Source organism: Brevibacterium marinum, from assembly GCF_011927955.1.
GTDB lineage: Bacteria > Actinomycetota > Actinomycetes > Actinomycetales > Brevibacteriaceae > Brevibacterium > Brevibacterium marinum.
Genome location: NZ_JAATJN010000001.1, coordinates 3,169,632 through 3,194,466, shown reverse-complemented (window position 1 = coordinate 3,194,466; position 24,835 = coordinate 3,169,632). Strand labels below are relative to the sequence as shown.

Sequence of the window (24,835 nt, the reverse complement as noted above, 5' to 3'; positions counted from 1 at the left end):
TCGTAGGCTGAAGACACTATGACGAATCCCAACTCCGAGGTGTCCGTTCGCGAAGCCTCCACCCGCTCCAGGGCACTGATTCCCCTCGATCTGCTGCGCGGTTTTCTGATCGGGGCCGCCGAACTCGTCCCCGGAGTCTCTGGCGGTACGATCGCCCTCGTGACCGGGGTCTACGACCAGCTCATCGACTCTGCCGCTCATGTCGTCAAGGCAGCCAAAACCGTGATCACCGGCCCGGACCGATGGCGAGGGGCAGTCGCAGAGCTGCGCCGGACGGATTGGCTCCTCGTCATCCCGGTCCTCCTGGGCATGGCGGCCGCGGTCCTCAGCATCGCCGGAGTGATGGAAGCCTTCGTCACCGCCAACCCCGAAATGGCTCGCGGACTGTTCTTCGGCCTCGTCGCGGCCAGCATCGCTGTTCCGTTGCGGATGCTGCCTCCACGCTCGGGACAACCGCTGCTGCTCGGCATACTCGTCTTTCTTGCCGCTGCCGCACTGGCATTCTGGATGACCGGATTGGCCGGAGGATCCGACATTGCCGATCCACCGCTGATCGCCGTCTTCTTCGTCGCCTCCATCGCCATCTGTGCCCTCGTCGTTCCCGGAGTCTCCGGGTCATTCTTCCTCCTCGCGGTCGGTCTCTACGCCACCACGCTGGGCGCGGTCAACGACCGCGACCTCGTCTACCTCGGCGTGTTCATGCTCGGCGCGATCCTCGGCCTGGCGGTCTTCGTCAACATCCTGCGCTATTTCCTGCACAACCACCGGTGGTGGACTCTGGTCGCGATGGCAGGCCTGATGCTCGGCTCTCTGCGTGCACTCTGGCCGTGGCAGTCCTCCGGGGAAGCCGGGGATCTGCTCGCTCCGTTCGATCCGATCTGGATGCCGATCGTCCTCGCCGTCGTCGGAGCGATCATCGTGGTTGTTCTCATCGTCATCGAGTCCGCGTTCGCGTCGAAGACCGCGAAGGACAACCTTCACGAGCAATAGGGCCAACACAGTTTGTGCATATTTTGCTCAGGGTTCGCTCAGATTCGGGGTATTTCGGACTAGAGTGGGAGATCTGAATCACAACGATCTCTGGAGACTCATGCGCTTGCGAACCCTGGCCTCGTCCACACTGGCACTGACGCTCATCGTTGCAGGACCAGCCGCCGCCTCGGCGACGGGGCTGGGCAGCGGGCCACCGGACGAGGAGCAGGAAGCGGACACCGGTGAACTCACCCTTCTGGCGACGACCGATGTCCATGGCCACGTCCTCAACTGGGACTACTTCGCCGATGCGCCCTATCCGGATGGGGAAGAGCTGGGCATGTCGCGGGCATCGACCCTGATCAACGGTGTGAAAGAGACGAAAGGTGAGGACTCGGTGCTCCTCGTCGACAACGGTGACACGATCCAGGGCACCCCACTGACCTACTACTACGCACAACAGGAACGCATCACCGAGACCGGTGAGACGCACCCGATGGCCAAGACCTACAACCACGTCGGCTACGACGCCCAGGTAGTGGGCAACCACGAGTTCAACTACGGTCTCGATCTGCTCGCGAAGTACACGCAGCAGGTCGACTTCCCAGTCCTGGGCGCGAACGTCATCAATGACGATGACGGCAGGGCCCACCTCGATCCCTACACGCTCGTGGAGAAGAACGTCTCCGGTCAGGAGATCACCATCGGCGTCTTGGGCGTGACGACTCCCGGCAGCCGCATCTGGGACAAGAACAACCTCTCCGGCGAGGTCCACTTCGACGATCCCGTCGAGACCGCGAAGAAGTACGTCCCGGAGATGAAGGACGCCGGCGCCGACATCGTCGTCGTACTCTCACACTCGGGCAAAGACCCCGACGGCCAGACCTGGGACCCCTCGAAGCTGCAGGAGAACGTCAGCACCTCCGTCGCGAAGGTCCCCGGCGTCGACGTCCTCGTCGCCGGGCACACCCACCAGAACGAGCCGAGCGAGGTCGTGACTCGCGCTGACGGCACGAAGGCTCTCATCACCCAGCCCAACTACTGGGCTCGGTCCGTCTCCGAGGTGGACCTGCCCATCGATGTCGCGGATATGAGCATCGACTGGGGGAGTGCCGAACCCGAAGCCATTTCCCTGGCCACGCAGGGCGATGTGGCCGAGGATCCGCAGATCGCAGACCTCATCGACTCTCAGCACCGGAAGACGATCGACTACGTCAACACGACGATCGGGTCGGTGACCGAGACCATGAGCGCCTCGACCTCGTACTATGAGGACACTGCGATCCTCGACTTCATCTCGAATGTGCAGTCCGAGACGGTCGAAGCCGCCATGGCAGACACCGAATACGAGGACGTTCCCGTCATCTCCCAAGCTTCGCCGTTCAGTCGAACTGCGGAATTCCCCGCCGGCGACATCACCATCCGCGACGTCGCCGGACTCTACGTCTTCGACAATACGCTCGGCGGAGTCGAGATCAGCGGATCACAGCTGCGTGACTACCTCGAGTACTCCGCCCGCTACTTCAAACAGACAGAAGAAGGCGCCGACTTCGACCCGGCCACCGGCACCAACGCCATCGACGAGGAACTGGACCGTCCGATACCCGACTACAACTACGACGCACTCTCGGGCATCGACTACGACATCAACGTGTCCAAACCGGTCGGAGAACGCATCGAGAACCTCACCGACGAAGACGGCAAGACGGTCGGCGACGACGATACGTTCATCCTGGCGATCAACAACTACCGGCAGTCGGGAGGCGGCGACTACCCGGTGGACGATCTGAACGAGGTCTACAACGAACAGGTCGAGGTGCGTCAGGCACTCATCGATTGGGTGAAAGACAACGAGGTTGTCGATCCCCATGACTTCTACGACGAGAACTGGCGCGTGGTCACAAGTACCCAGGGCCCCGGTGGCGATGATGAAACCGGGGCTGAAGCGCAGGCCGAAGCCGATGCTCAAGCAGAATCCGAGGCCGACGGCACATCAGACGGCGGCGACGGCGCCGACGGCGCGATGGCCGATGAGACCGCTGACGTCTCAGCCGATGCCGACGGTGGGACCACCTCGGCGAATGGATCCGACGCGTCCAACGGAGCCGACTCGGCGAACGGGTCCGACCCGTCCGACGGCAGCGGTGATGCGAACGCCGGTGGCGAGCTCCCGCGCACCGGTGAGGAACTGGCGAGCACGATCGGGATTGCGGCAGCCATCATCGCGTTGGGCGCAGGACTGGTCTGGTTCGCACGGCGTCGTCGGACCTGAACGACCGATTCTCGCGTCCGCCATCTCACGTAGGGTGGGGACCGACAGGGATGATCACGATCGAAAGTGAGAACGAAGCATGGCCAATACAGCATTCCAGGGCACGCCGGTCAAGACCGTCGGCGAGCTTCCGGACAAGGGCGCGCAGGCACCGGCGTTCAGCCTCGTGGGCAATGATCTCGGTGAAATCAATTCCGCGGACACCTCGGGCAAACGCGTTGTGCTCAACATCTTCCCGAGCCTGGACACGGGTGTGTGTGCCAATTCCGTACGCAAGTTCAATGAGCTCGCCGCGGGCCTGGAGAACACCACAGTCCTGTGCGTGTCCAATGACCTTCCCTTCGCGCAGGCGCGCTTCTGCGGGGCAGAGGGCATCGACAACGTCACCACCGCATCAGGCTTCCGCAGCGCCTTCGGCAAGGAATTCGGCGTGACGATGGTCGATGGTCCTCTCGCCGGACTGCTGGCCCGCTCCGTCGTCGTGCTCGACGAAAAGGGCACCGTGGTCCACAAACAGCTCGTCGATGATATCGGCACCGAACCCGACTACGACTCGGCAATCGCCGCACTCGGCGCCTGAACACCACGGTTCCCGGCCGCCGAGGCGGTGGACCGGGAGCTACATATCGAAGACCTGCACGGGCAGCGCGTACTTCACGCCTGCCCGTGCTCCGGCTTCAGAGGTGATGCCGGGGATCATCTCATGGGGAGCCGGGTGGTCAGAGAGTGCCTCGAGGTAGACGGTGTGAGCCTCCAAGGAGCGCACCGCCCGATCGACATGATCGTCATCGACGACCACCGCATGGGTGGCGTCGGCGCCGTTGACCAGCAGCTTCCCGGCCTTCCATGCCTCCAGCCCCTCGTCCTTGAGGTCGGTGAAGACCCACGGATTGTCGGCATCGCGGATCGCATCGACTGTGGCGATGCCGGCAGCGCGATGGTCGACGTGGTTGAGGCCCCACGGCATCCTGAGCTCCCAACTGGTGACCATGACGGCATCAGGTTCGAACCGACGGATCTTCTTCGCGATCGCGTGCCTGAGATCGAGACTCGGTTCGAGGAGCCCATCCGGGAAGTCGAGGATCTCGAGGTCGTCGACGCCGACGATGGTGCATGCTTCCCGCTGTTCGGACTCTCGCAGGGGTGCCACTCGATCGGGACTCATATCACGGATTCCCGCTTCGCCTCGGGTCAGAAGAAGGTAGGAGACCTCCTTGCCCTGGTCGGTCCATTTGGCCACGGCCGCCGAGGCGCCGTATTCCATGTCGTCTGGATGGGCGACGATGCACAGGATTCGGGTGACATCCCCGTCGTCGAAGATCGGAAGCTCAGTCATAGACCCAGGCTAAGCTCCGCCGGCGACTTGTGCCAGAGAACGACAAGACTCAGATAAGCAGCCCGGATGCCACCCTCGGTGCCTCATATACTTTTGCCCGCGAAATGGTGGATCCTCGGAAGCTATGGGGAGTGAACTGTCGATGGCGACTCGTACAGAGATCACCACGAAATACGCCAGGCAATACAAGAAGGCTTCGAAGAAGAACAAGGGAGCCGTGCTCGACGAAGTCGTGGCAGTCACGGGGTGGACCCGCGACAACGCTCGACGGCGTCTGACTCAGGCAGCTAAACATCCGCCAGGGCCCGGCCGGCAGGTCGCCAAACAGCCTCGGAAGCCGCGTGCGAGGAAATACTCCTACGACGCGGTCAAGGTTCTCCAGCGCGTGTGGGCGATCTCGGGCGGCCAGTGCGGCAAATACCTTCACGCCACGATGCGCATCCTCCTTGACCTCCTCGAAGCCCACAACGAGCTCACCACCGGCCAGGACCGCTACGACAAGCACGTGCGCAAGGAGCTATTGGCGATGAGTCCGGCCACGATCGACCGGTACCTCAAACCTATGCGAGCCAGGGACGCGATCAATGGGATCTCAACAACGAAGCCGGGTTCTTTGCTACGCTCGGCGATCACGATTCGGCGGGCCGGTGACGAGGTCGAAGACGAACCCGGGGGGATGAACCCTGAGTGGTGGACACGCTGAGACTGGCCCATAATGGGCCGGAGAATGCGAGTAGAAACCATGCCGAAGAAGAAGTACTCGGACGAGTTCAAAGCCGACGCCGTCGCGCTCTACGAGACTCATCCCGATATGTCCTATTCCCAAGTCGCGACCGACCTCGGCGTCTCGCGTGGCGCGATCAAGTCCTGGGTGCATCAGGCCCGGAAGGCCGCCGGAACAGTCCCGACAACCGCGGCAGGCCATCCGGAGTCGGCTGAGGAAGAGCTGGCGCGTCTGCGGGGCGAGAACGCTGATCTGATCGATCGGGCCAAGCGTCTGCGAGCTGAGAACGACAAGCTCGCCGAGGAGCGAGCTATCTTGCGGAAGGCCACGAAGTATTTCGCGGCCGAGACGACCTGGTGATCCGCTTCCAGTTCGTTGACGACCACCGGAACACCTATGAGGTGAAGCGGATGTGTTCCGTGCTGGGTATCCAGCGTTCGAGCTTTTACAAGTGGTGTGCCTCCCGGTCGGCACGGGCGGCCAGGCAGGCTGCTGATGATGCTCTGTGCGAGCGGATTGAGCACCACTTCGAATTCTGGGACCACACGTACGGGTACCGACGGATCACGGCCGAACTCACCGATGACCCGCACGTGGACGAACCGGTCAACCGTAAGCGGGTTGCCCGCCTGACGCGGGAGAACGGCATGGTCGGTATCCACTTGCGTAAGCCGAAGACTACGACGATCTCGGACCCAGGTGCTCAGGTGTTTGCCGACCTGGTGGGCAGGGACTTCTCGGCCGCTGAGTTGGGCACGACCTACGTCGGCGACATCACCTACTTACCCTATGGTAATGAAGGGAAGTTCTTGTATTTGGCCACGGTCATCGACTTGTACTCGCGGCGGATCGTGGGCTGGTCGATCGCCGATCACATGCGGTCCAGTCTCGTCGAGGACGCGTTGCAGAATGTAACAAACAACCGAGAAACACTGAAAGGTACGATTTTTCATAGCGACCATGGACGTCAATATACGTCCTCGTCGTTTCAGGCGATGTGTCGTCGGTTCGGGGTGGTCCAGTCGATGGGCAAGATCGGGTCGAGTGCTGATAACGCCTTGGCGGAGTCGGTTAACGCTGCATTGAAGCGGGAGACGCTGCAGGGAGCGAAACGATGGTCTTGTGAATTCCAGTGTCGGCGGGAGGTGTTTCGGTGGTTAGTTCGTTATAACTCGAGGCGTCGGCACTCGGCTTTGGGGTATCGAGCACCGGTTGACTTCGAGGTCGATTATACGTCTATGATGGATTTTGCTGCCTGATAGTACACATTGATGTGTCCACTTCACGGGGTTCACGCCCCGGCTTCTTCGAAGGCGATACCGTCGCCCACTGTGGTCCTGTCGAGTCTGGGGAATTCGCACGCACGCTCAACCTCACCGATTTCCATACCGGGTGGACGTTCTCGCGCACGGTGCGTAACAACGCGCATACGAACATTCTGGCCGGATTGAAGACTGCGGCTCGTGAGATTCCGTTTGAGATTACTGGTCTGGACTTCGATAACGGGTCGGAGTTCCTCAACCAATACGTCATCGAGTGGGCCGGATCGAAGGGTATCTACTTCACCAGGTCCAGGCCGTATAAGAAGAACGATCAGGCCACCATCGAGTCGAAGAACAATCACGTCGTGCGCCGGTACGGATTTTACTATCGCTACGACACTGATCTGGAGCGACGAGCATTGAACCGGTTATGGCATCTGGTCAATGATCGGGTGAATTATCTGATGCCCACGGTCAAACCGACTGGGTATGGGTCGACGAAGAATGGGCGGCGTAAACGGATCTATGATGCTCCGCGAACACCGTTCGACAGGCTCCTCGATGCCGGCGTGCTCTCGCCAAAACAGGTCGAGGAGATGACGGCGTATCGCGATGGTCTCAATCCGGCGAAGATCGCTGCTGAGATCGCTCGGGTCCAGGACCGGTTGCTGGTGCTATCGAGCAAGAAGACTGAGCAGCTCTATCTAGCGTCGTTCCCGTCAGCGTTGCCGGATGTGCGCAAGGGTGTGCGAGTCAAGACGGGGTAAGTTTCGCGGGCAAATCTATGTGAGGCATCGGAAACTTTTCGCGGGCATATTGACATGAGGCATTACGGAGAACGAAGACACTGAGATGGGTACGATGTGAGTATCTTGCCTGGTCAAGATCGATCCACCAGATCATGCATCGCAGTCTCCTACGGGCAGCTGTGTTGGTGCTGGGTTTGTGCCTGACCGCTTGTTCGGCGATGAAGGTCGACACGACGGAAGGCGAATCACAACCGGTCAGCGTCGAGATGGTCACCACCGCCGATGACCAGGCCACCGCCGAACTCTACGCGCAGATTCTGCCCACGGTCAGCTTCGACCATCAGGTGCTCGAATCGCCGACGCTCTCATAGGCTCGTTTGCGTATCGGATCATCTCTGCGGCGCTTGAGCAGCTCTCTGGCGGCTATTCGTCCGGCCCGGGTGGCCCCGACGGTTGAGCTCGCCGAACCGTATCCGACGAGGAAGACCCGCCTGTCGTCCTTGACCGAGACCTCCGTCTCCATCGAGATGCCACCGTCGGGTGTGCGCAGACGCAGCGGGGCCAAATGATTCAGAGCGGCACGGAACCCGGTGTTCCAGAAGATGACATCGACGTCTTCGACCCGCTCGTCGTAGAAGGGCTGCCAGGACTCTGGCAGGGCCAGATGATCGCTTGCCGAGGGACCAAGTCCCTCCGAAGTGGTCTGTTCCCGACCCGCTCGTCCGGGAAAGTGGACTCCGTGGGGCAGGATCGCATCGAACATTCCCCGCGAGACGAGCACCCCGGAGTCGACGCCGTCGCGGAAGTCCCCGCGGATCGGCAGCCCCGTGGTGCGCACGACACTGGCCGGGGCAAGGCCGGCCAAGGTGCGGGCGCGGACGGCGCGCTCGACCTCGAGACCCCAATTGCCGTCGAACTCGCGCGAAGTGAAGTTCGGAGGTCTGCGCGTGGCCCACAGAGTCTCGGTCACCTCGGCGAGTTCGAGCAGAAACTGCGTCGCGGAGATCCCACCGCCGACGACCAAGGTCCGCAGACCCCGGAAGTCCTCGACGTCACGGAAGTTCGCAGTGTGCAGCTGGCGGCCTTCGAACTCGGCGATGCCGGGGACGAACGGAACGTAGGGCTGAGTCCACGTACCGGTTGCATTGATGAGGAACCGAGCCGTCAGTTGAACACGTTCAGCATCGATTTCCGCGGTGATCTGCAGAGGTCCGGTACCAGGGACCGCAGAATCGACGGTGACCACTTCAGCGGGACGGACGACGCAGAGTTCCAGCTCGCGTTCGAACCGCGAATAATAGTCGGAGACGACCGCCGAGGCGGGCACGGAGGGATCCGGCGTGCCCAGAGGAAACCCGGGCAGGTCAGCCACATGGTTCGTCGATCCCAGCGTGAGAGAGTCCCACCGGTTGCGCCAGGCGCCACCCGGACCGGCCCCGGAGTCGAGGATGATGAAGTCCTTGCCGGGCACCAGCCCATCGCGCCAGAGATAGTGGGCGGCTGACAGGCCGGCCTGGCCTGCGCCGATGATGACGATCGGCCAATGAGAGTCGACGAGCAACTCCGAAATTCGGCACACCATACGCTCATTGTTTCAGGTTCCCGAGCTCTTCGCTTCATCGCGGTTGACCAGGCAGGTGCACGTGGCCGTCGAGACGGAACCGATGACGGTACGAGCTGAGATTCAATTGCAGTCGGGTCCTCGCGGGTTCGTGTAGCAATCCCCGTCGACGAGGTACCGATGGAAACGGTAGACATCGATCGAGATCTCGTTGCTGGCCACGTGTGCGAATCCGTCGATCGGCAACCAGGGGCCACCATCGACAGAGAACTCTCCGCTGAATGTCGCCGTCATGCCAACCGTCTTGGCACCGGTCTTCTGGTAGTCATGTCCGATCTCGGGTTCATCTCCCGGTTGCGGCTTCGAGCCGGTCTTCGACGTCGTTCCACCAGTGCCGTCGCCGAAATCCCAATAGTATTTCTCCGGGGTGACTTTCACCGTGACTGCGTAGGTCAGCAGTGTCATGTCGATATAACTGGTGTCCGCATCGGTCCAGAACGCAGCCGGCTTGCCGATGACAGCCCAATCGGTGGGCCAGGCATGGATCGTCGGAGCGGGAATGTCGAAGGTCTGGAACTGAGATTCGGGAATGCGCGTGGGCGGCTCCGGTCGAACCGGTGCTCCGCCACCGCCCGGGCCGGGTGCCGGGCCAGGACCTGGCAGGTCCGCGCAGATGTGCCCGACCTCTTCGAACACGCAATCGGGCTGACCTCCACCGCCCGAGCCTCCGCCACCGGAGCCTCCGCCGCCCGAGCCGCCTGAGCCGCCACCGGAACCCCCTTCGGAGCCACCGTCGCCACCTCCGCCGGGGTCTGGTGGGGGAGGAGCGGGTGTTGGGGGCTCGATGATCGTGCAGTTCCCGGTGTTCTTGTCTAGCCAGTAGCACGCGTGTGCTGGCGTGTCGGCAACGACTACTAGTCCAACCATCATGATGGCAGTGAAAGAAGCTAGGGTTAGGATCCTCAGGAAGCGCATTCTTCCCTTACCCAAGTCTGCTTTGCCACTTTCCACGAACTGTCTCTGAAGAGAACTTGAAACTCGAATTCGGGATTGCTCGTATCCTCGCGTATTGGAGCGGTGTCACTCGGAGTCACAAAGTGATAAGTCTCTGATGGGCTGCAGGCTCTAATGGATACAGCATTTTCCTGGCCCTCCAAATCGATTTCGCTGACCGAGCGACGTTCTACGGTAACTTGGCCGACCATGGTTTGAGATTGATCGAGCATAGTCTCAGCGGCCGCATTCACTTCTTCTAAAGATTCTCCAGCAGCTATCGTCTCTACACCTGCAATCTTCGCCCCGCCAGATTCATAAAGTCGATTTGTGAACTCGACAAACCTATCCAACGCAACCAACGCACCCTCAACAGCCTCCGTCTCCTCGGCGTTCAGGTCGAGGTCGGTCTCGTACGGGGGTATCGTCGGCTCTGCATCAGCTGGGGAGCCCGACGAATCTTTTGCTTGCCGTGTCGATGTCGGTGCAGCCACAGGGGAGTGGTCTTCGCATCCGGACAGCACAAGTGGCAGTGCAAGTGCGGCTGTCAGTGCAATGCCTGCCGTCGCACGGTGGCGAGTACGCGTGCCAAGTCCAGTCTTCATTCCACGCCTCTGTGGTCGAGAGCTGTGGCGCGGTTGGAAAAATCGCGCCCGGAATGTCTACGTTATGCGAGAACTGCGACTTTGAGAACAGGCGAAGTTGAATCTGTGGATAACCCGCCCGTGAGTGGGCGCGCTTACTTCTTGGCGGCTTTCGCTGCCGCCTTCTGCTGTTTCTTGAACGCCCGGACCTCCAGCAGGGTGTCTTCATCGACCACATCGGCGATCGAGCGACGTGCATCTTCGGCACCGTAGTCACCGGCGGCTTCGCGCCATCCATCAGCATCGAAGTGGAACTGCTTGCCGAGCAGGGCCAGAAAGATCTTGGCCTTCTGGTCACCGAACCCGGGAAGCTTCTTCAACCGTTTGAGAACCTCTGGACCAGTCGGCTCACCCGAGGTCCAGATCGCGGAGGTCTCGCCATCGTATTCATCGACGATTTCTGCTGCGAGCTTCTGCACCCGAGCCGCCATCGACTTCGGGAAACGATGCACCGCAGGCTTGATCGAGAACATCTCCAGAAACTCATCGGGATTCATTTCGGCGATCTCGGACACATCGAGCCCATCCAGACGTTCGGCCAGCTTCGCAGGACCTGCGAAGGCCACTTCCATCGGTACCTGCTGGTCGAGCAGCATCCCCATCAGCAGGGCAAAGGAGTCATCGGCAAGCAGGGCGTCGGCGTCGGCATCGCCCGAGAGGAAAACTGAACTCATGCGTCCATATTGGCATGCAAGCAGTAATCAAGCATCTCCGAGATACCATCGACTGATGATCTGCCCATGTTCTGGAAATCCACCCGGCACCGACTACGAGCATTGCTGCCAGCCCGCCCTCGACGGAGAGAGGTGGCCCTCCACCGCCGAGGCTCTGATGCGGTCCCGGTACACCGCGTTCGCCCGTAACAACGAAGACCACCTCTTCCGCACCTGGCACCCGAAGACCCGACCTGCCGACATCGGCCCCGACGCGGGCGTCACGTGGCTTGGCCTCGAAATCCTCGACACGGTCGACGGCATGGAACCGGACTCCACAGGAACGGTCCATTTCCGAACGACATTCAGAGACCACCTCGGCGAGCACACCCTTGAAGAGAACTCCTCGTTCGTACGCAGAGCCGGCAGGTGGGTCTACCTTGACGGCTGATCGGAGCAGCGACGTCCGTCATCGGCACTTTCTGGCTATACTGGTCGAAGCGGCGCATCCATCGCCCAGCCACGGTCGGGTTCCCAGCACACCGACGTTGCGGCGAAGGGGAGAAGATCCTCGGGCGAACCTGTCACGGTGAACTCCAGGCCAGGTTTCGTGCTGGGGGAGACTTGGTCGACGAGGACCGAACACCATGACCAAGAACAAGGACTTCAAGAATCTCGTCCGCGAACGCATGAGAACGACAGGCGAGAATTTCACCTCCGCCCGTGCGGCCCTGTTGGGCGACACAACACCATCTGGCCCCGAGACGACTCTCAGTCGCAAAAATGCTGTTCCAGCCCCAGCCGAATCAAAGGCCGAGGCCTTCAGAGCGAAGACGTTGAAGACCTTCATGCCGACAGGGGAAATGGTTTCCATCCCCACAAAACGCAAGGCGCTCGTCGTCATCCTGCTCGACATCCTCACCGCATTCGAAGCCGAGCGGATCTACTCGGAGAAGGACGTCAATGCAGTCCTCAGCGCCTACCACCCCGACTTCGCACGCTTGCGTCGGGAGCTCATCGACTATGGGTATCTGGCTCGAAATGCACACACCGGGCAGTACTGGGTGAACCCTTCGCGGCCCGCCCGCACCGGGAATCATATCCAAGAGGCAGGAGTCCTCGAAGCATTTCTGTGCTGAGTCGGCGACCGCGTATCCTTGAAGCTCGGGTAAACAACGGGCAGTCAAAAGGAGACTTCATGGGCCAGGCATACCACGCCGATTCGAGCGACCTCGATGACAAGGAGATCCTCACCTGGGACACATTCGGCACGTCGGCCAGGGAGATGGCGCAGACCATCGCCGACTCCGATTATGACCCTGAGATCGTCATCGCCATCGCTCGCGGCGGTCTGCTGCCGGCCGGGGCCCTCGCCTACGCACTCGGACTCAAACTCTCCGACGCGATCAACGTCGAGTTCTACACCGACGTCCACGAGACACTGCCCGACCCGATTCTCCTGGCCCCGATGCTCGACATCGACGCGATCAAGGGCAAGAACCTCCTCGTCGTCGATGACGTCGCCGACTCGGGCCGCACCCTCGCCCTCGTCCTCGAGCTGCTCAAGAAGCACGGCGCCGAGGCGCAGTCCGCTGTGATCTACGCGAAGTCTGCTTCGATCATCGACCCTGACTTCGTGTGGAAGCGCACGGATCAGTGGATCGTCTTCCCCTGGTCCGCCGAACCCCCGGTCGAGGCTGCCAAATAGGCAACTGCCGATGAATGCCTGGCAGAATGTCGATGCACCGTGCGGTCGGGTCAGAACATATGTCGACGGCAATGTGATCCGTGCCCGCGGCATCCGCTATGCCCGTGCGCAGCGATTCGCCCATCCCGTCGATGAGCCGCCCGTAGATTTCATCGATGGCGACGAACCCGGGCCTGCAAACCCGCAGCGCCGACGTGACCCGAATGCAGGAATGACCTTCGACCAGCTCGGTGGACTGCCGACCAGCGAAGACTGTCTGCGTGTGAGCGTGACGACTCCGCTCTCGGCTGCCGATCACAGTTCCTCGCTGCCGGTGCTCGTGTGGATCCACGGCGGCGCATACGTCGCGGGTGCCGGCGATGCGGAGATCTACGATCCTCACACACTCGTCGAAGAGCAGAACATCATCGTCGTCTCCGTCACGTACCGTCTCGGTGTCTTGGGCTACCTGGGCACGGGCAGCTCCGAACACTCCAACCTCGGGCTGCTCGACCAGATCTCCGCCCTGCGGTGGGTCCAACGCAATGTCGCAGCGTTCGGGGGAGACCCGGGCAATGTCACGATCGCCGGTCAGAGTGCCGGTGCCGACGCCTGTGCACATCTCATGATCGCCGAGGCGACCGATGACCTCTTCCATCGCGTGATCCTGGCATCTGCGCCACTGGGACTGGCCGGTGGCACCGAACCGATGAACTGGGCGATGGCGAAGGTCGCCGAGAAGATCGACCCCGAATCCAGCGTCGACGAGATCCTTGCGGCCCAGGAAGAGGTCCACAGAGCGGCACTGGTCGGAGGACTGCACGCGGGCATGTGCTTCGGCGTCCACTACGGCGACTACCCTCTGCCTGCGAAATCAGAGACGGACGACGCGTGGTCGCGGGCCGCACGCAGATACGACGTGCTCATGACCCGCACCGAAAGGGAGATCGCCTTCTTCGCCGGATTCGTACCGGCCTTCCGCCGTCTTCATAGTCGGCGTCTGACCTCTCCGATGCTGGAATCGCTGATCTCCGGAATCACCTCGGCGGTCTATACACGTGCATCGAAGGAGTTCTACGACCGGCACCGAATGGCAGGTGGCCAGGGCACGCGTCTGCTCATCGTCTCTCGCGGTGACGGGAGCTTCTTCGACGCGGCTCACTCAGGGGACCTTCCGCTGCTGTTTCCGGGCGACGTCTGGCACGACAGCTTCCTCGACTACGGGGCGGCCACCGCGATCGCCGGCCCCGAGCTGCGCAGAATCTGGGGGCGGTTCGCCGGCACAGGTGAGTTGCCGCGAGTGCTCGTCCCTGGGCTCATCGACATTTTGGGCTGAGCACGCCGGCCTGATGGGCCATTCCCGTGTCAGCCCTGTGGACTATCGTGAGTCCATGGACTCACTCCACGCCTCAGCTGCTCGATTGATTGCCCAAGGACTCGTCGCGTCACCGGACTCGACCATAGGCACCGCTGAGTCAGTCGTCGAACACCTCGGATGTGTGCAGGCGCAGTCCCTCGGCGGTGCACTGGTGTCGATCGCGCTGCGCACCGGGACCTCAGTTGCCGCTGTCCGGGCCGCCATGGATTCCGGTGAAATCGTCAGAACCTGGACCCAACGGGGCACCATCCACCTCACCACGGCCAAGGACCTCGGATGGATACTCAGCCTGACCGGGCAGCGAACCCTGAAATCCGTGGCCAAACGTCGCGAAGTCTTCGGCATCGACGATGCGATGGTCGACGCCGCCGCCGAACTGGCCGAGGACGCGATCCGCGACCGCGGACCGCTGACGCGTCAGGAACTGCTCGATGCCTTCGAACCTCTGCGCGCGGGCGAGGAATACGGGCACGAACGCTACCTCATCACCACCCTGGCGCTGCGGAACATCATCGTCCAAGGACCGATGGTCGAGAGCAAGGACGACATGAAATACGTTCTCACCGCCGACTGGATACCGTCACCGGTCGAGCACGATGCCGAGACCGGTCTGCACGAATGGATGCGACGCTACGTCCTCAGCCACGGTCCGGTCACGGTCGACGACGCCGCACGCTGGACCGCACTGCCTAAAACACAGGTGCGCCCCGCCATCGCCGAGGCTGCGTCCGCCGGGGAGATCATCGCGGTCAGCATCGACGGACGTGAGCACTTTCAGGCCCCCGACCTCGAGGACCGCCTGCACGAAGGACAGGCACGAGCCGGTGCGCTCATGCTGCTGCCGGGATTCGATGAGATGATCCTCGGATACAAGGACCGCAGTGCCACCTTGGATCCGGCCCATGAGAAGCGTGTGGTGCCCGGCGGCAACGGCATGTTCAAGAACACCCTCATCGACGGCTCACGGGCACGCGCGACGTGGAAGCGCTCACCGAGGAAGACAGGTCCATTGCTGACTGTGGAGCCGTTCGCCGGCGAGCCGGTCGACGTCGAACGCGCCGAGGCCGTCGCCGCCTCCCATCCTGCCTTCGCCTGAGGCCGCGATGAGGCTCGGAATCATCGTCAATCCCAGGCACGCCCGAACCACATACGCCTATGCCCATCTCGTCGAGGTCCTCAGGCGGGAGAAGATTCGCTATCGCAGCGCCACGACGACTCGAGGGTGGCCGGGTGCCCAACAGACGAACGAACTCCTCGACTGGGCCGCGGACCTCATCATCGTGCTCGGCGGAGACGGCACGCTGCGTTCGATCGCCCCGGTTCTGTCAGCCGCAGCGGTGCCGGTGCTCATCATTCCGACCGGCACCGCGAACGTCCTGTCCCGGCACATCGGAATCCGGTCGGCCGAGCACGCTCTCCGCCTGGTCGAGTCGCACCTGAGATCCCGCCCCGCGCGTATGTGCGCAGTTCCCGTCAACACAGCCGACTGCCTCACCGCCGACGGTTTCCGACGCGAACACTTCCTGTCTCTGGCCGGGATCGGTGGAGACGCGAGAGCCGTCGCAGGGCGCACCGGTCTGCCGGGATTAATGGGAGCCGAACTCCTCGGGTATGTCTGCGGTGCTGCTCGTGCACTGTTCTCCCCACTCATCAACGCGAAGGTGGAAGATGGGGGTGCGACGACGGTCCCCACAGCAATCAGTCAGGTGTGGTCGGTGATGGCATCGAAGACGGCCAAACCCGCCGGCCCGATCCCGGTCTTCCCCCCACGCCGAGGCGGCCGCCGGAGAGTTCGAGTTCCTCGCCGTCACCCTGACCACGACGAGACCCGGGGACCGCCTCGGCGAGTGGGCACGGACTGGGTGGGACTGCGTGAACCGACGTCCAAGAGCCAACCGGTCGATGTGCTACTGGCGAGGGACCGAAGCCCGCATCAGTGTCGACGAACCCGCTCCGGTCCAGCTCGACGGTGACCTCATCGGTGACTGTCGGCAGCTGGAGCTGCGCGCCGGAAGTCAGATGCTCCTCGTCTTGGGGCCCGACTAGCGACGATTCCTCGTTGCACGCTCGCCCCGAGACTGTGAAGGAATCCTTCGTGGACCCTGGCGTCGGTTCCGAGCTCGGGGTGGAAGCTTGCACCCCAGACGGTGCCCTGCCGCACCAACACAGGTGTCCCGGCGTGGGTGCCGAGCACTTCCACGCCCTCACCGAGTCCCACGATCTGTGGAGCGCGAATGAAGGTCGCCGGGAAGTCCGCGTCGTCTCCGGTCATCGCCACGGGGGCACAGAACGACTCCCGCTGTCGACCGTAGGCATTCCGGGAGACCGTGACGTCGAGTCCGCCGAGGCGGTCGAAACCTTCGAGCGAATCATCCGTGAGCCGATCGGCGAGGAGGATGAGGCCCGCGCAGGTGCCGAAGACCGGCAGACCCGTATGGATCCGTGCGCGAAGGGCGGGGAAGAGCCCGGTGCCGGCGGCGATGCGCACCATGGCAGACGATTCGCCGCCGGGCAGGATGATCGAGTCGAGACCGTCGAGGTGTTCCGGCCGAGTGACCGTTCGGGAGGCCAACCCCAGTGAGCCGAGCACGGTGAGATGCTCCCGAAATGCTCCCTGAAGACCGAGGACTCCGACGATCACCAGCCGCGCTCCGCCAGGCGGTGGGGTGCGGGAACATCGGCGACGTTGATGCCGACCATCGCGTCGCCGAGTCCACGGGAGGCCTTCGCAACGGCGGCCGGATCGTCGAAGTGGGTGGTCGCCTCGACGATGGCGGTGGCGCGGGATTCGGGATTGCCGGATTTGAAGATGCCCGAGCCGACGAAGACTCCGTCGGCGCCCAGCTGCATCATCATGGCGGCGTCGGCGGGGGAGGCGATGCCACCGGCGACGAAGGTCACGACGGGCAGGCGGCCCAGGCCGGCGACCTGCTTGATCAGGTGGTACGGAGCGGCGTGCTCCTTGGCCGCGACGTAGAGCTCGTCCTCGCTCTTGGCGCCCAGCGCCCTGATCTCGGAGTTGATCGTCCGCAGGTGCCGCATCGCCTCGGACACGTCACCGGTGCCGGCCTCACCTTTCGAGCGGATCATCGACGCGCCCTCTGTGATGCGGCGCAGAGCCTCGCCGAGGTTGGTCGCACCGCAGACGAACGGGACCTTGAAGACGGACTTGTCGATGTGGTTGACGTAGTCGGCGGGGGAGAGGACCTCGGATTCGTCGATGTAGTCGACGCCGAGGGTCTCGAGGATCTGTGCCTCGACGAAGTGCCCGATCCGGGCCTTGGCCATGACCGGGATCGACACGGCAGAGGTGATGCCGTCGATGAGGTCCGGGTCGCTCATGCGAGCGACGCCGCCCTGGGCGCGGATGTCGGCGGGGACGCGTTCGAGCGCCATGACCGCCGAGGCGCCGGACGCTTCGGCGATGCGTGCCTGCTCCTCGTTGACGACGTCCATGATGACGCCGCCCTTGAGCATCTGCGCCAGGCCGGTGTTGAGCAGGGTCTGTGTCTGTGTCATTGTCGTGCTTTCCGTTCGTGGTGAGCCCGATGGTGTGGGCGAGTTGATCGGTGAGAACGGCCGTTCACCCCAAGACTAGAACGATATGTGGCTCAAGTTCAGGGCCAGAAAAAGTGAAAAGTTTTGGGCCAGTATGATCGAGGCATGTCATCAGCACAGTCCGCAGACGAACCCGCGGCTATGGCGGGAACGACCCTGCCGCGGGCAGACGGGATCGCGCTGCCCATCGGCATCGACCGAGACGTGTCGACTCCGTTGCCCGATCAATTGGTGGCAGAGATCAGACGACTCATCGCCGCCGGGGCGATTCGTCCCGGCGAACCGGTGCCCGCCAGCAGACGTCTGGCCGCTCATCTGCAGGTATCGCGCGGGACCATCGAAACCGCATACGCCCAGCTCGTCGTCGAGGGCTTCCTCATCACCGTTGAACGCTCGGCCACCCGGGTGAACCCTGACCTGCCGAGCACACCTCGCACACGGAATCCAGGCATGCGCCCACCGCAGGCTCCACGGCGCAGGCTGCGCAGCTTCGTCGATCTGCGTCCCGGATTCGGCGGCGACAACCCTCTGCGGGAGCCCGCCTTCCGCAGAGCGTGGCGCGACTCCCTCGACATCGACCCCGGTCCGATCGATCCTCTGGGCCAGCCGCAGTCCAGATGGGCTATCGCCGATCACCTGCGATTGACGCGGGGAATGAGCGTCGACCCCGACGACATCATCCTCACCAGCGGGTCCCGTGATGGGCTGCGTCTGCTTCTGGCAGCGGGTGTCGAAGGTGCGATCGGCGTCGAGAACCCGGGGTTTCCGGGACTGCGCCAAGCCATGTCCGACCGTGAACTCATCCCCATCGACACGACGCACCTGCCCGATGTCATCTCTGACCGCCTCGGCGCCGTCGTCGTCACCCCCAACCATCAGTTCCCGCACGGGACGACCATGCCCATCGACCGGCGGGTGAAGCTCCTGGAATGGGCACAGACCGAGGGCGTCGTCGTCATCGAGGACGATTACGACAGTGAGGCCCGTTATGCTCGCACGGTGGTGCCCACCCTCTACGACCTCGCGGTCTCGACGAATGCCCCGGCACAGGTGGTCCACATCGGCACCTTCTCGACGCTGTTGACCTCCGCTGTATCGACCGGGTACATCATCGCCCACGGGGACCTCGGCCAGCGGTTGGGCACAATGCGCACGGCCCTGGGTCCGGCGTTCTCCCCGGTCATGCAGACAGCCATCGCGTCCTATCTCAACTCAGGAGGGCTGCGTCGCAGAATCTCGCGCGGACGGCGCAGACTCAGAGCCGCCGAGGCGGTCGTTGCCGATGCGGGCGAGATTCCCGGGCTCGCCCATGAAGGTCGGACCCTCGTCATCGAAACGACCGAATCCACCGCCGCCCGACTGCGCGCCGACCTGGCTGACCGGGGGATCCTCGTGGCCTCCTTGGCAGCGGGCTGGAGTGCCGACAGCGATGTCAGACACGGCATCGTCATCGCGCACTCGAACGTCGAAGCCGCTGTGCTGCATGAGGCGTTGGAGACCGTGCAGTCCCTGTTGGGCAAGACTGACCGGAGGTGATCGGACAGGGTCGATTGAGTAGGATCGGGGCATGATGAAATTCGGGTTCGTCGCCGACGGCGTCGTCAAAATGCTCGTCGCGGTCGCACTCTGCATCTTTCTTCCCGCAGCCGAATCATTCCTGCTCGCGCCCAGGTGGTTGGCGATCGCTGCCATCGTCCTGCTTTTCCTCAGCGGCGCCACGGAGATCTCCTACGGTGCCCGCAAAGGGCAGAAGAGCTACGTGAAGTACCTGGCGATCTTCGACTCGCTGTGGGTGGTCTCAACGATCGCGGCCGTGATCGTCGCCCTCGTCGGCAGTCCGGCAGCAGGCTATATCTGGTTCGGCTTCACGGGACTCGGTTCGCTGGGCATCGCCGTGATATTCACCACCGGCGCGAACGGTCCCGACTTCGCCGAGGACGAGCATTCTGACGGGGCTTCAGCAACGAGAGACTGAAGGCCGACGTTCACCGGTTGAACGCAATGGCAGCGTGGTAGCCCTCCGGCAGCCCCGACTCCAGGTCGAAGATCTCGATATCCGGATGCGGAGAATCGGGAGAAGCTCCTGTGCCGATGTAGTCCATACCGGGGTCGCGGGCCAAGCCGGTGCTCAGGGCCTTGAGGAAGGCTTCCTTCCGCGCCCAGACACGCACGAAGTCGGTGGCCAAATCGGACTGTGGGCCCTGTTCGAGTTCGGACCGCTCCTTCGGGTGCAGCAGCGACATCGCCTCGGCAGCGACGGCGTGTTCGGGCACCGCTTCGAGATCGACTCCGATCGGATCGTCGGCGACGGCCACGAGGACCAGGCGCCGGGCCCGGGTGACGGAGAATTCGCATTCGTCGACCCGCGGCTTGCCTGCCGAGTCGAGGCGGATCTCGATGTCGTCCGGCTCGCGGTCCAGGTGCGTGCCGAGGACGTGACGGAGGATGACGCGGCCCGCAGCCCAGGTGGCTGCGGCATCGGGGTCGAATTCCGTGGCATAGTTCATCTCCTGCTTCGTCAGCGAGGAGAAGTCGATGCGCGCCCATTCGGCCTCGGCATCGGTGTCGGCGAGGACGATGGTGGAATCGAGCTGAGTGGGCAGACGTGTGAAGCCGGTGTGGGACTGCATGTATCAGCGACCCAGAGCCTTCTTGATCTTCTTGAGTCGGCGGCTGAGCACGAAGATGCGCACGGATCCGATGATGCCGGCGATGAAGATGCCGCCGATCGCGGCGAAGAGCATGGCAACGCCCAAAGGCAGCTGGAACTGCCAGCCGAAGTACTGGAAGTCGGCGGGGACGTTGTTCTGCAGAATGAAGATGAGCAGGAGGACGACGATCACGGCGCCGAGGATGAGAGAGATCCACATCCCGGCGGACATCCCAGAACCGCCCTTGATCTGTGACAGCTCGGAGTCCTTGCCGGCAGGCGTCGGTTCCTGACGCTGAGCCGGGTCGGCCTGCTGCGCCGGGTCAACTCCCTGACTCGGATCGGCCTGCTGGCTCGGTTCGACTTCTCGGGTGTCCCCGGTGGCCGAATCATCGTCGCCGAGCAGGGACTGCGTCTCGGCCAGCAGCTCATCGGGCGATTGGGATTCGTCCCGGGGGTCTTGAGTAGTCATGCGCCCATCATAGTCGCTGATGGGCGCATGAGTGAGATGTTGCGGCATCTGACCTTGAGAGTTGAGATCAGATCGGTGTGTCGGCCGGATCAGACCTTCGCGCTCAGCGAGGAGATGATCTCATTGAGCGTCGATGACGGGCGCATCGCCGAGTCGAGCTTGGTCTCGTCCGGGTAGTAGTAGCCGCCGAGTTCGACAGGACTGCCCTGGACGTCGATGAGCTCGGCCGCGATCGTCTCGCCGTTGGCTTCAAGAGCCTCGGCGACCGGCGTGATGGCCTCGGCCAGCGGCTCGTCCGTGCTCTGCTGGGCCAGTTCCTGTGCCCAGTAGAGAGTGAGGTAGAAGTGGCTGCCGCGGTTGTCGATCTCGCCGACCTTGCGCGACGGCGACTTGTTCTCCTCGAGGAACTTGCCGGTGGCGGCATCGAGCGTGTCGGCGAGGACTCCTGCGCGGGCATTGCCGTGGACGTTGAACTCGTGACGGAACGATTCGGCCAGGGCGAGGAATTCGCCGAGCGAGTCCCACCGCAGGTGATTCTCCTCGATCAGCTGCTGGACGTGCTTCGGAGCAGAACCGCCGGCACCGGTTTCGAACAGTCCGCCGCCGGCGATGAGGGGAACCACGGAGAGCATCTTCGCCGAGGTGCCCAGTTCCAGGATCGGGAACAGGTCGGTGTTGTAGTCACGCAGGACGTTGCCCGTCACCGAGATGGTGTCCTTGCCCTCGCGCATGCGGTCGATCGAGAACTGGGTCGCCTCGACAGGGTTCATGATCCTGATGTCGAGGCCTTCTGTGTCATGATCGCCCAGGTACTCTTCGACCTTGGCCTTGAGGTTGCGGTCGTGGGCACGGGTCTCGTCGAGCCAGAACACTGCGGGGGTCTCGGAGAGACGGGCACGGGTGACGGCCAGTTTGACCCAGTCGCGGACCGGGACGTCCTTGGTCTGGCAGGCCCGCCAGATGTCGCCGGCGGCGACCTCGTGCGAGAGCAGGACCTCACCGGCGGAGTCGACGACCTCGACAATGCCGTCCTGCGCGATCTCGAAGGTCTTGTCGTGGCTGCCGTACTCCTCGGCCTTCTGCGCCATGAGCCCGACGTTGGGAACGGTGCCCATCGTGGTCGGGTCGAAGGCGCCCTTGGCGCGGCAGTCCTCGATCACGGTCTGGTAGACGCCGGCGTAGGAGGAGTCCGGGATCACGGCCAGGGTGTCTTGGGTCGCATCGTCCTCGTTCCACATCTTGCCGCCCACGCGGATCATGGCCGGCATCGATGCATCGACGATGACATCGGACGGCACGTGGAGGTTCGTGATGCCCTTGTGGGAGTCGACCATCGCCAGGGACGGGCCTTCTTCCAGACCCTTCTCGAATCCGGACTTCACGCCGGCGGCGACATCGGCCGGGAGGGCGTCGAGCCCGCCGAGGATGGCGGCCAGACCGTTGTCGGAGGTCAGGCCCGCCTCGGCGAGGGCTGCACCGTATTCGGCGTAGACCTCGGGGAAGAACGCCTCGATGACGTGGCCGAAGAGGATCGGGTCCGAGACCTTCATCATCGTGGCCTTGAGGTGAACGGAGAACAGGATGCCCTCGTCCTTGGCCCGGGCGATCTGGGTCTTGAGGAACTTGTGGAGCTCGGCCACATTCATCTTCGTCGCATCGACGACCTCGTCGGCGAGGACCGGCAGGGATTCCTTGAGCACGACGGTCTCACCGGCAGCGGGACGCAGGCGGATCTGCAGGGTGTCGTCGGCCGGGATGACGACGGACTTCTCATTGTCCCGGAAGTCACCGGCGGCCATGGTCGCGACGTTGGTCTTCGAGTCCGATGACCAGTCGCCCATCGAGTGGGGGTGGGCCTTGGCGAAGTTCTTCACCGCCTGAGGAGCACGACGGTCCGAGTTGCCCTCGCGCAGGACCGGGTTGACGGCCGAGCCCTTGGCCTTGTCATAGCGAGCCTTGACGTCGCGTTCGACATCGGTCGACGGCTCGTCCGGGTAATCGGGCAGCTGATAGCCCTGCGACTGGAGTTCGGCGATGGCGGCCTTGAGCTGCGGGACGGATGCCGAGATGTTGGGCAGCTTGATGATGTTGGCATCCGGGGTCTTGGCCAGCTCACCCAGCTCCGAGAGCGAATCGGGGACCTGCTGGTCGGCAGGGAGGCGATCAGTGAACTGCGCCAGAACACGCGCGGCGAGAGAGATGTCTCGGGTCTCGACATCGACGCCCGCCGAGGTGGCGAAGGCTTCGATGATCGGCTTGAGCGAGTAGGTCGCCAGAAGTGGCGCCTCATCGGTGCGCGTATAAATGATTGTGGCCATGGTGATGGACTGCTCCGCATCGTCTTGGGGTTTGACCCCACCATCCTACCGTTGCCGGTGACAGGCTCTGGTTCCCGGTAGGGTTCTGTCTCGTCACAGACAACAGGTGAATGGTCAGAATCATCACCGACGACAGAGAGAGGACGACGGTGGCCAAGCTGTACTTCCGTTACGGGGCGATGAATTCCGGAAAATCGACCGCTCTGCTCCAGGCCGCCTTCAACTACGAGGAGCGCGGCCAACGAGTGCTGCTGGCCAAACCCGACACCGACACGAAGGGCGCCGGCGAGATCGTCTCCCGTCTGGGCGTCACCCGGGCTGTCGACTTCCTCATCCCCGTCGGCTCGGACGTCGAGACCATCTACCGCGAGCACGCGGACTTCGTCGACCACGATGCCCTGCTCGAATCCATCGACACCCCCAAACCTCCCGTTGCGTGCCTGCTCATCGACGAGGCACAGTTCCTCGAACCGGCACAGGTGGAGTCCCTCATGCGGATCGCAACCGACGCCTCGGTGCCGGTGATGTGCTACGGAATCCGCACAGACTTCCGGACCAAGGCCTTTCCCGGTTCGGGACGTCTGCTGGAGATCGCTCACACCCTGGAGGAGCTCAAGACCATCTGCCGCTGCGGCCGCAAGGCCATGTTCAACGGCCGCCTCGTCGACGGCGAATTCATCTTCGACGGTGATCAGGTCGCCATCGACGGACACGCGGTCACCTATGAGTCACTGTGTGCGCGCTGTTATCTCGACTATTCGGGCGGTAGGCTGAGTGCGGTGGTGTCCTGACCTTCGACCCTTCTGAGGAGTACTCTTGCGCATCTCGGTTCACCCCCTCAACGACAATCCGGGCTCTCCGGTCATCGTGTTCGGAAACGCCCTCGGCACGAGGGTCTCGCTGTGGTCAGCGGTTGCGGGCAGACTGGCCGACGACTATCAGATCTATCTCTCCGACCTGCCCGGCCACACCCATCCATTGACCGGTGACGAGCCGGACTTCACGATCTCCGAACTCGCTGCAGGCCTCGTCACGAGTTTGGCAGAGCAGGGCGTGGAGAAGTTCACGTACTGCGGAGTCTCGATCTCCGGCGCGATCGGCCTGACCCTGGCGCTTGAGCACCCGGACTCGCTGACGGGACTCATCGCCTGCTCGACGGCGGCGAAGTTCGCCACGGCCGAAACCTGGGCGGAGCGCATCAAAGACGTCGAGGAGGACGGCACCCGCGGCCAGCTCGACGACACCGCAGATCGCTGGTTCGCCGCCGGATTCCTCACCGAGGACGTGGCGACGGGCCCCGCCATCCTCACCGACCTCGCGATGGTCGACGATTCCGCCTACATCGCGTGTGCACGGGCCCTGACCCGATACGATCTGACCGGGCGCCTGGAGGCCATCTCGACACCGACGCTGTTCCTCGCCGGAGCCCAGGACCCCAGCTGCACGCCGGAGGCGATGACGCAGCTCTCGGACCAGGTGGCGGACTCCACGATCGCCGTGATCCCCGATGCGGCCCATCTGTCGATGGCCGAGCATCCGGACATCGTCTCCGACCACATCGAAGGGTTCTTGGGTAGGCTGTAGACGCAGTCCAGCATCCCACTCT

27 protein-coding genes are annotated in these 24,835 nt (G+C 63.1%); 17 read left to right on the top strand and 10 right to left on the bottom strand.

From position 1 onward, the window contains the following. Positions 1-18: 18 nt before the first annotated feature. The 3 genes from BKA07_RS14220 to tpx all read left to right on the top strand — a co-directional run bounded on the left by BKA07_RS14220 (position 19) and on the right by tpx (position 3,824). Positions 19-990 carry a DUF368 domain-containing protein gene (locus BKA07_RS14220; protein ID WP_167951465.1) on the top strand — a complete coding sequence of 324 codons (972 nt, stop codon included), beginning with the start codon at positions 19-21 and terminating at the stop codon, positions 988-990. A gap of 100 nt (positions 991-1,090) precedes the next feature. Next, positions 1,091-3,244 (top strand): bifunctional metallophosphatase/5'-nucleotidase, encoded by a 2,154-nt coding sequence (locus BKA07_RS14215; RefSeq protein WP_167951464.1) that lies wholly within the window; start codon positions 1,091-1,093, stop codon positions 3,242-3,244. Between the two features lie 79 nt (positions 3,245-3,323). Then, positions 3,324-3,824: a thiol peroxidase gene (tpx, locus tag BKA07_RS14210; RefSeq protein WP_167951463.1), complete on the top strand. Its 501-nt coding sequence runs from the start codon at positions 3,324-3,326 to the stop codon at positions 3,822-3,824. Positions 3,825-3,863: 39 nt separating this feature from the next. Here tpx and BKA07_RS14205 read toward each other — a convergent pair whose 3' ends face one another. After that, entirely contained in the window at positions 3,864-4,580 is a 717-nt protein-coding gene (locus tag BKA07_RS14205) for a PIG-L deacetylase family protein (RefSeq protein ID WP_167951462.1), read from the bottom strand. Positions 4,581-4,722: 142 nt separating this feature from the next. On the opposite strand from BKA07_RS14205, the gene BKA07_RS14200 reads away from it, so the two are divergent. The 4 genes from BKA07_RS14200 (at position 4,723) to BKA07_RS14185 (ending at position 7,686) form a co-directional block, all read left to right on the top strand. Then, positions 4,723-5,283 carry a hypothetical protein gene (locus BKA07_RS14200; RefSeq protein WP_167951461.1) on the top strand — a complete coding sequence of 187 codons (561 nt, stop codon included), beginning with the start codon at positions 4,723-4,725 and terminating at the stop codon, positions 5,281-5,283. Between the two features lie 39 nt (positions 5,284-5,322). Next, a protein-coding gene (locus BKA07_RS14195) for an IS3 family transposase (RefSeq protein WP_425339338.1) occupies positions 5,323-6,563 on the top strand; the annotation gives its coding sequence in 2 pieces (ribosomal slippage) (positions 5,323-5,650 and positions 5,650-6,563; 1,242 coding nt in all). Positions 6,564-6,577: 14 nt separating this feature from the next. After that, on the top strand, positions 6,578-7,333 hold the full coding sequence (locus BKA07_RS14190) for an integrase catalytic domain-containing protein (RefSeq protein WP_167951459.1): 756 nt from the start codon (positions 6,578-6,580) through the stop codon (positions 7,331-7,333). 200 nt (positions 7,334-7,533) lie between these two features. Further along, positions 7,534-7,686 (top strand): hypothetical protein, encoded by a 153-nt coding sequence (locus tag BKA07_RS14185; RefSeq protein ID WP_167951458.1) that lies wholly within the window; start codon positions 7,534-7,536, stop codon positions 7,684-7,686. Here the strand turns inward: BKA07_RS14185 and BKA07_RS14180 are convergent. From BKA07_RS14180 to BKA07_RS14165, 4 genes are all read right to left on the bottom strand, one after another. Then, on the bottom strand, positions 7,656-8,897 hold the full coding sequence (locus BKA07_RS14180; protein WP_167951457.1) for an oleate hydratase: 1,242 nt from the start codon (positions 8,895-8,897) through the stop codon (positions 7,656-7,658). The two genes, BKA07_RS14185 and BKA07_RS14180, sit on opposite strands and share 31 nt — an antisense overlap. A gap of 102 nt (positions 8,898-8,999) precedes the next feature. After that, positions 9,000-9,572 (bottom strand): hypothetical protein, encoded by a 573-nt coding sequence (locus BKA07_RS14175; RefSeq protein WP_167949063.1) that lies wholly within the window; start codon positions 9,570-9,572, stop codon positions 9,000-9,002. A 266-nt stretch (positions 9,573-9,838) separates the two neighbouring features. Continuing rightward, complete coding sequence (locus BKA07_RS14170; protein ID WP_167951456.1) at positions 9,839-10,474, bottom strand: hypothetical protein; 636 nt, start codon at positions 10,472-10,474, stop codon at positions 9,839-9,841. Positions 10,475-10,608: 134 nt separating this feature from the next. Continuing rightward, a complete protein-coding gene (locus BKA07_RS14165) occupies positions 10,609-11,187 on the bottom strand; it encodes an HhH-GPD-type base excision DNA repair protein (protein ID WP_167951455.1) in 579 nt (192 codons plus the stop codon). A gap of 55 nt (positions 11,188-11,242) precedes the next feature. Between BKA07_RS14165 and BKA07_RS14160 the strand changes: the two genes are divergently transcribed. The 6 genes from BKA07_RS14160 (at position 11,243) to BKA07_RS14135 (ending at position 16,204) form a co-directional block, all read left to right on the top strand. Continuing rightward, on the top strand, positions 11,243-11,617 hold the full coding sequence (locus BKA07_RS14160) for a YchJ family protein (protein ID WP_167951454.1): 375 nt from the start codon (positions 11,243-11,245) through the stop codon (positions 11,615-11,617). A gap of 196 nt (positions 11,618-11,813) precedes the next feature. Next, entirely contained in the window at positions 11,814-12,305 is a 492-nt protein-coding gene (locus BKA07_RS14155; RefSeq protein WP_167951453.1) for a DUF2087 domain-containing protein, read from the top strand. Between the two features lie 59 nt (positions 12,306-12,364). Continuing rightward, complete coding sequence (locus BKA07_RS14150; RefSeq protein ID WP_167951452.1) at positions 12,365-12,874, top strand: phosphoribosyltransferase; 510 nt, start codon at positions 12,365-12,367, stop codon at positions 12,872-12,874. Between the two features lie 10 nt (positions 12,875-12,884). Continuing rightward, entirely contained in the window at positions 12,885-14,189 is a 1,305-nt protein-coding gene (locus tag BKA07_RS14145; RefSeq protein ID WP_167951451.1) for a carboxylesterase family protein, read from the top strand. Positions 14,190-14,244: 55 nt separating this feature from the next. Then, a complete protein-coding gene (locus tag BKA07_RS14140; protein ID WP_167951450.1) occupies positions 14,245-15,327 on the top strand; it encodes a winged helix DNA-binding domain-containing protein in 1,083 nt (360 codons plus the stop codon). 7 nt (positions 15,328-15,334) lie between these two features. Further along, positions 15,335-16,204: a diacylglycerol/lipid kinase family protein gene (locus BKA07_RS14135; protein WP_167951449.1), complete on the top strand. Its 870-nt coding sequence runs from the start codon at positions 15,335-15,337 to the stop codon at positions 16,202-16,204. A 2-nt stretch (positions 16,205-16,206) separates the two neighbouring features. On the opposite strand, the gene pdxT is transcribed toward BKA07_RS14135, so the two are convergent. Continuing rightward, positions 16,207-16,872, bottom strand: coding sequence for a pyridoxal 5'-phosphate synthase glutaminase subunit PdxT (pdxT, locus tag BKA07_RS14130; protein ID WP_167951448.1), 666 nt, complete (start codon positions 16,870-16,872; stop codon positions 16,207-16,209). Next, positions 16,869-17,750 (bottom strand): pyridoxal 5'-phosphate synthase lyase subunit PdxS, encoded by an 882-nt coding sequence (gene pdxS / locus BKA07_RS14125; protein ID WP_167951447.1) that lies wholly within the window; start codon positions 17,748-17,750, stop codon positions 16,869-16,871. Before pdxS ends, pdxT begins: the two co-directional genes overlap by 4 nt. Positions 17,751-17,894: 144 nt before the next feature. Between pdxS and pdxR the strand changes: the two genes are divergently transcribed. After that, positions 17,895-19,325 (top strand): MocR-like pyridoxine biosynthesis transcription factor PdxR, encoded by a 1,431-nt coding sequence (gene pdxR, locus BKA07_RS14120; protein ID WP_167951446.1) that lies wholly within the window; start codon positions 17,895-17,897, stop codon positions 19,323-19,325. Positions 19,326-19,356: 31 nt separating this feature from the next. After that, on the top strand, positions 19,357-19,764 hold the full coding sequence (locus BKA07_RS14115) for a hypothetical protein (RefSeq protein WP_167951445.1): 408 nt from the start codon (positions 19,357-19,359) through the stop codon (positions 19,762-19,764). A gap of 10 nt (positions 19,765-19,774) precedes the next feature. Here the strand turns inward: BKA07_RS14115 and BKA07_RS14110 are convergent, their stop codons facing one another. From BKA07_RS14110 to BKA07_RS14100, 3 genes are all read right to left on the bottom strand, one after another. After that, positions 19,775-20,419 carry a 4'-phosphopantetheinyl transferase family protein gene (locus BKA07_RS14110; protein ID WP_167951444.1) on the bottom strand — a complete coding sequence of 215 codons (645 nt, stop codon included), beginning with the start codon at positions 20,417-20,419 and terminating at the stop codon, positions 19,775-19,777. Between the two features lie 3 nt (positions 20,420-20,422). Continuing rightward, positions 20,423-20,911 carry a LapA family protein gene (locus BKA07_RS14105; protein ID WP_167951443.1) on the bottom strand — a complete coding sequence of 163 codons (489 nt, stop codon included), beginning with the start codon at positions 20,909-20,911 and terminating at the stop codon, positions 20,423-20,425. Between the two features lie 89 nt (positions 20,912-21,000). Continuing rightward, on the bottom strand, positions 21,001-23,229 hold the full coding sequence (locus BKA07_RS14100) for an NADP-dependent isocitrate dehydrogenase (protein WP_167951442.1): 2,229 nt from the start codon (positions 23,227-23,229) through the stop codon (positions 21,001-21,003). A 149-nt stretch (positions 23,230-23,378) separates the two neighbouring features. On the opposite strand from BKA07_RS14100, the gene BKA07_RS14095 reads away from it, so the two are divergent. Next, positions 23,379-24,020, top strand: a complete 642-nt coding sequence (locus BKA07_RS14095; protein ID WP_167953240.1) for a thymidine kinase — start codon at positions 23,379-23,381, stop codon at positions 24,018-24,020. Positions 24,021-24,045: 25 nt separating this feature from the next. Further along, positions 24,046-24,813: an alpha/beta fold hydrolase gene (locus BKA07_RS14090; RefSeq protein WP_167951441.1), complete on the top strand. Its 768-nt coding sequence runs from the start codon at positions 24,046-24,048 to the stop codon at positions 24,811-24,813. Positions 24,814-24,835 lie beyond the last annotated feature (22 nt).

What these genes read in the sequence shown, in the direction of transcription:
- tpx (WP_167951463.1), top strand. Translation starts at nt 3,324, where the DNA reads ATGGCCAATACAGCATTCCAGGGCACGCCGGTCAAGACCGTCGGCGAG.
- BKA07_RS14205 (WP_167951462.1), bottom strand. Translation starts at nt 4,580, where the DNA reads ATGACTGAGCTTCCGATCTTCGACGACGGGGATGTCACCCGAATCCTG.
- BKA07_RS14155 (WP_167951453.1), top strand. Translation starts at nt 11,814, where the DNA reads ATGACCAAGAACAAGGACTTCAAGAATCTCGTCCGCGAACGCATGAGA.
- BKA07_RS14220 (WP_167951465.1), top strand. Translation starts at nt 19, where the DNA reads ATGACGAATCCCAACTCCGAGGTGTCCGTTCGCGAAGCCTCCACCCGC.
- BKA07_RS14115 (WP_167951445.1), top strand. Translation starts at nt 19,357, where the DNA reads ATGATGAAATTCGGGTTCGTCGCCGACGGCGTCGTCAAAATGCTCGTC.
- BKA07_RS14200 (WP_167951461.1), top strand. Translation starts at nt 4,723, where the DNA reads ATGGCGACTCGTACAGAGATCACCACGAAATACGCCAGGCAATACAAG.
- BKA07_RS14160 (WP_167951454.1), top strand. Translation starts at nt 11,243, where the DNA reads ATGATCTGCCCATGTTCTGGAAATCCACCCGGCACCGACTACGAGCAT.
- BKA07_RS14140 (WP_167951450.1), top strand. Translation starts at nt 14,245, where the DNA reads ATGGACTCACTCCACGCCTCAGCTGCTCGATTGATTGCCCAAGGACTC.
- BKA07_RS14145 (WP_167951451.1), top strand. Translation starts at nt 12,885, where the DNA reads ATGAATGCCTGGCAGAATGTCGATGCACCGTGCGGTCGGGTCAGAACA.
- pdxS (WP_167951447.1), bottom strand. Translation starts at nt 17,750, where the DNA reads ATGACACAGACACAGACCCTGCTCAACACCGGCCTGGCGCAGATGCTC.
- BKA07_RS14185 (WP_167951458.1), top strand. Translation starts at nt 7,534, where the DNA reads ATGAAGGTCGACACGACGGAAGGCGAATCACAACCGGTCAGCGTCGAG.
- BKA07_RS14100 (WP_167951442.1), bottom strand. Translation starts at nt 23,229, where the DNA reads ATGGCCACAATCATTTATACGCGCACCGATGAGGCGCCACTTCTGGCG.
- pdxR (WP_167951446.1), top strand. Translation starts at nt 17,895, where the DNA reads ATGTCATCAGCACAGTCCGCAGACGAACCCGCGGCTATGGCGGGAACG.
- BKA07_RS14150 (WP_167951452.1), top strand. Translation starts at nt 12,365, where the DNA reads ATGGGCCAGGCATACCACGCCGATTCGAGCGACCTCGATGACAAGGAG.
- BKA07_RS14105 (WP_167951443.1), bottom strand. Translation starts at nt 20,911, where the DNA reads ATGACTACTCAAGACCCCCGGGACGAATCCCAATCGCCCGATGAGCTG.
- BKA07_RS14180 (WP_167951457.1), bottom strand. Translation starts at nt 8,897, where the DNA reads ATGGTGTGCCGAATTTCGGAGTTGCTCGTCGACTCTCATTGGCCGATC.
- BKA07_RS14215 (WP_167951464.1), top strand. Translation starts at nt 1,091, where the DNA reads ATGCGCTTGCGAACCCTGGCCTCGTCCACACTGGCACTGACGCTCATC.
- BKA07_RS14170 (WP_167951456.1), bottom strand. Translation starts at nt 10,474, where the DNA reads ATGAAGACTGGACTTGGCACGCGTACTCGCCACCGTGCGACGGCAGGC.
- BKA07_RS14135 (WP_167951449.1), top strand. Translation starts at nt 15,335, where the DNA reads ATGAGGCTCGGAATCATCGTCAATCCCAGGCACGCCCGAACCACATAC.
- BKA07_RS14110 (WP_167951444.1), bottom strand. Translation starts at nt 20,419, where the DNA reads ATGCAGTCCCACACCGGCTTCACACGTCTGCCCACTCAGCTCGATTCC.
- BKA07_RS14165 (WP_167951455.1), bottom strand. Translation starts at nt 11,187, where the DNA reads ATGAGTTCAGTTTTCCTCTCGGGCGATGCCGACGCCGACGCCCTGCTT.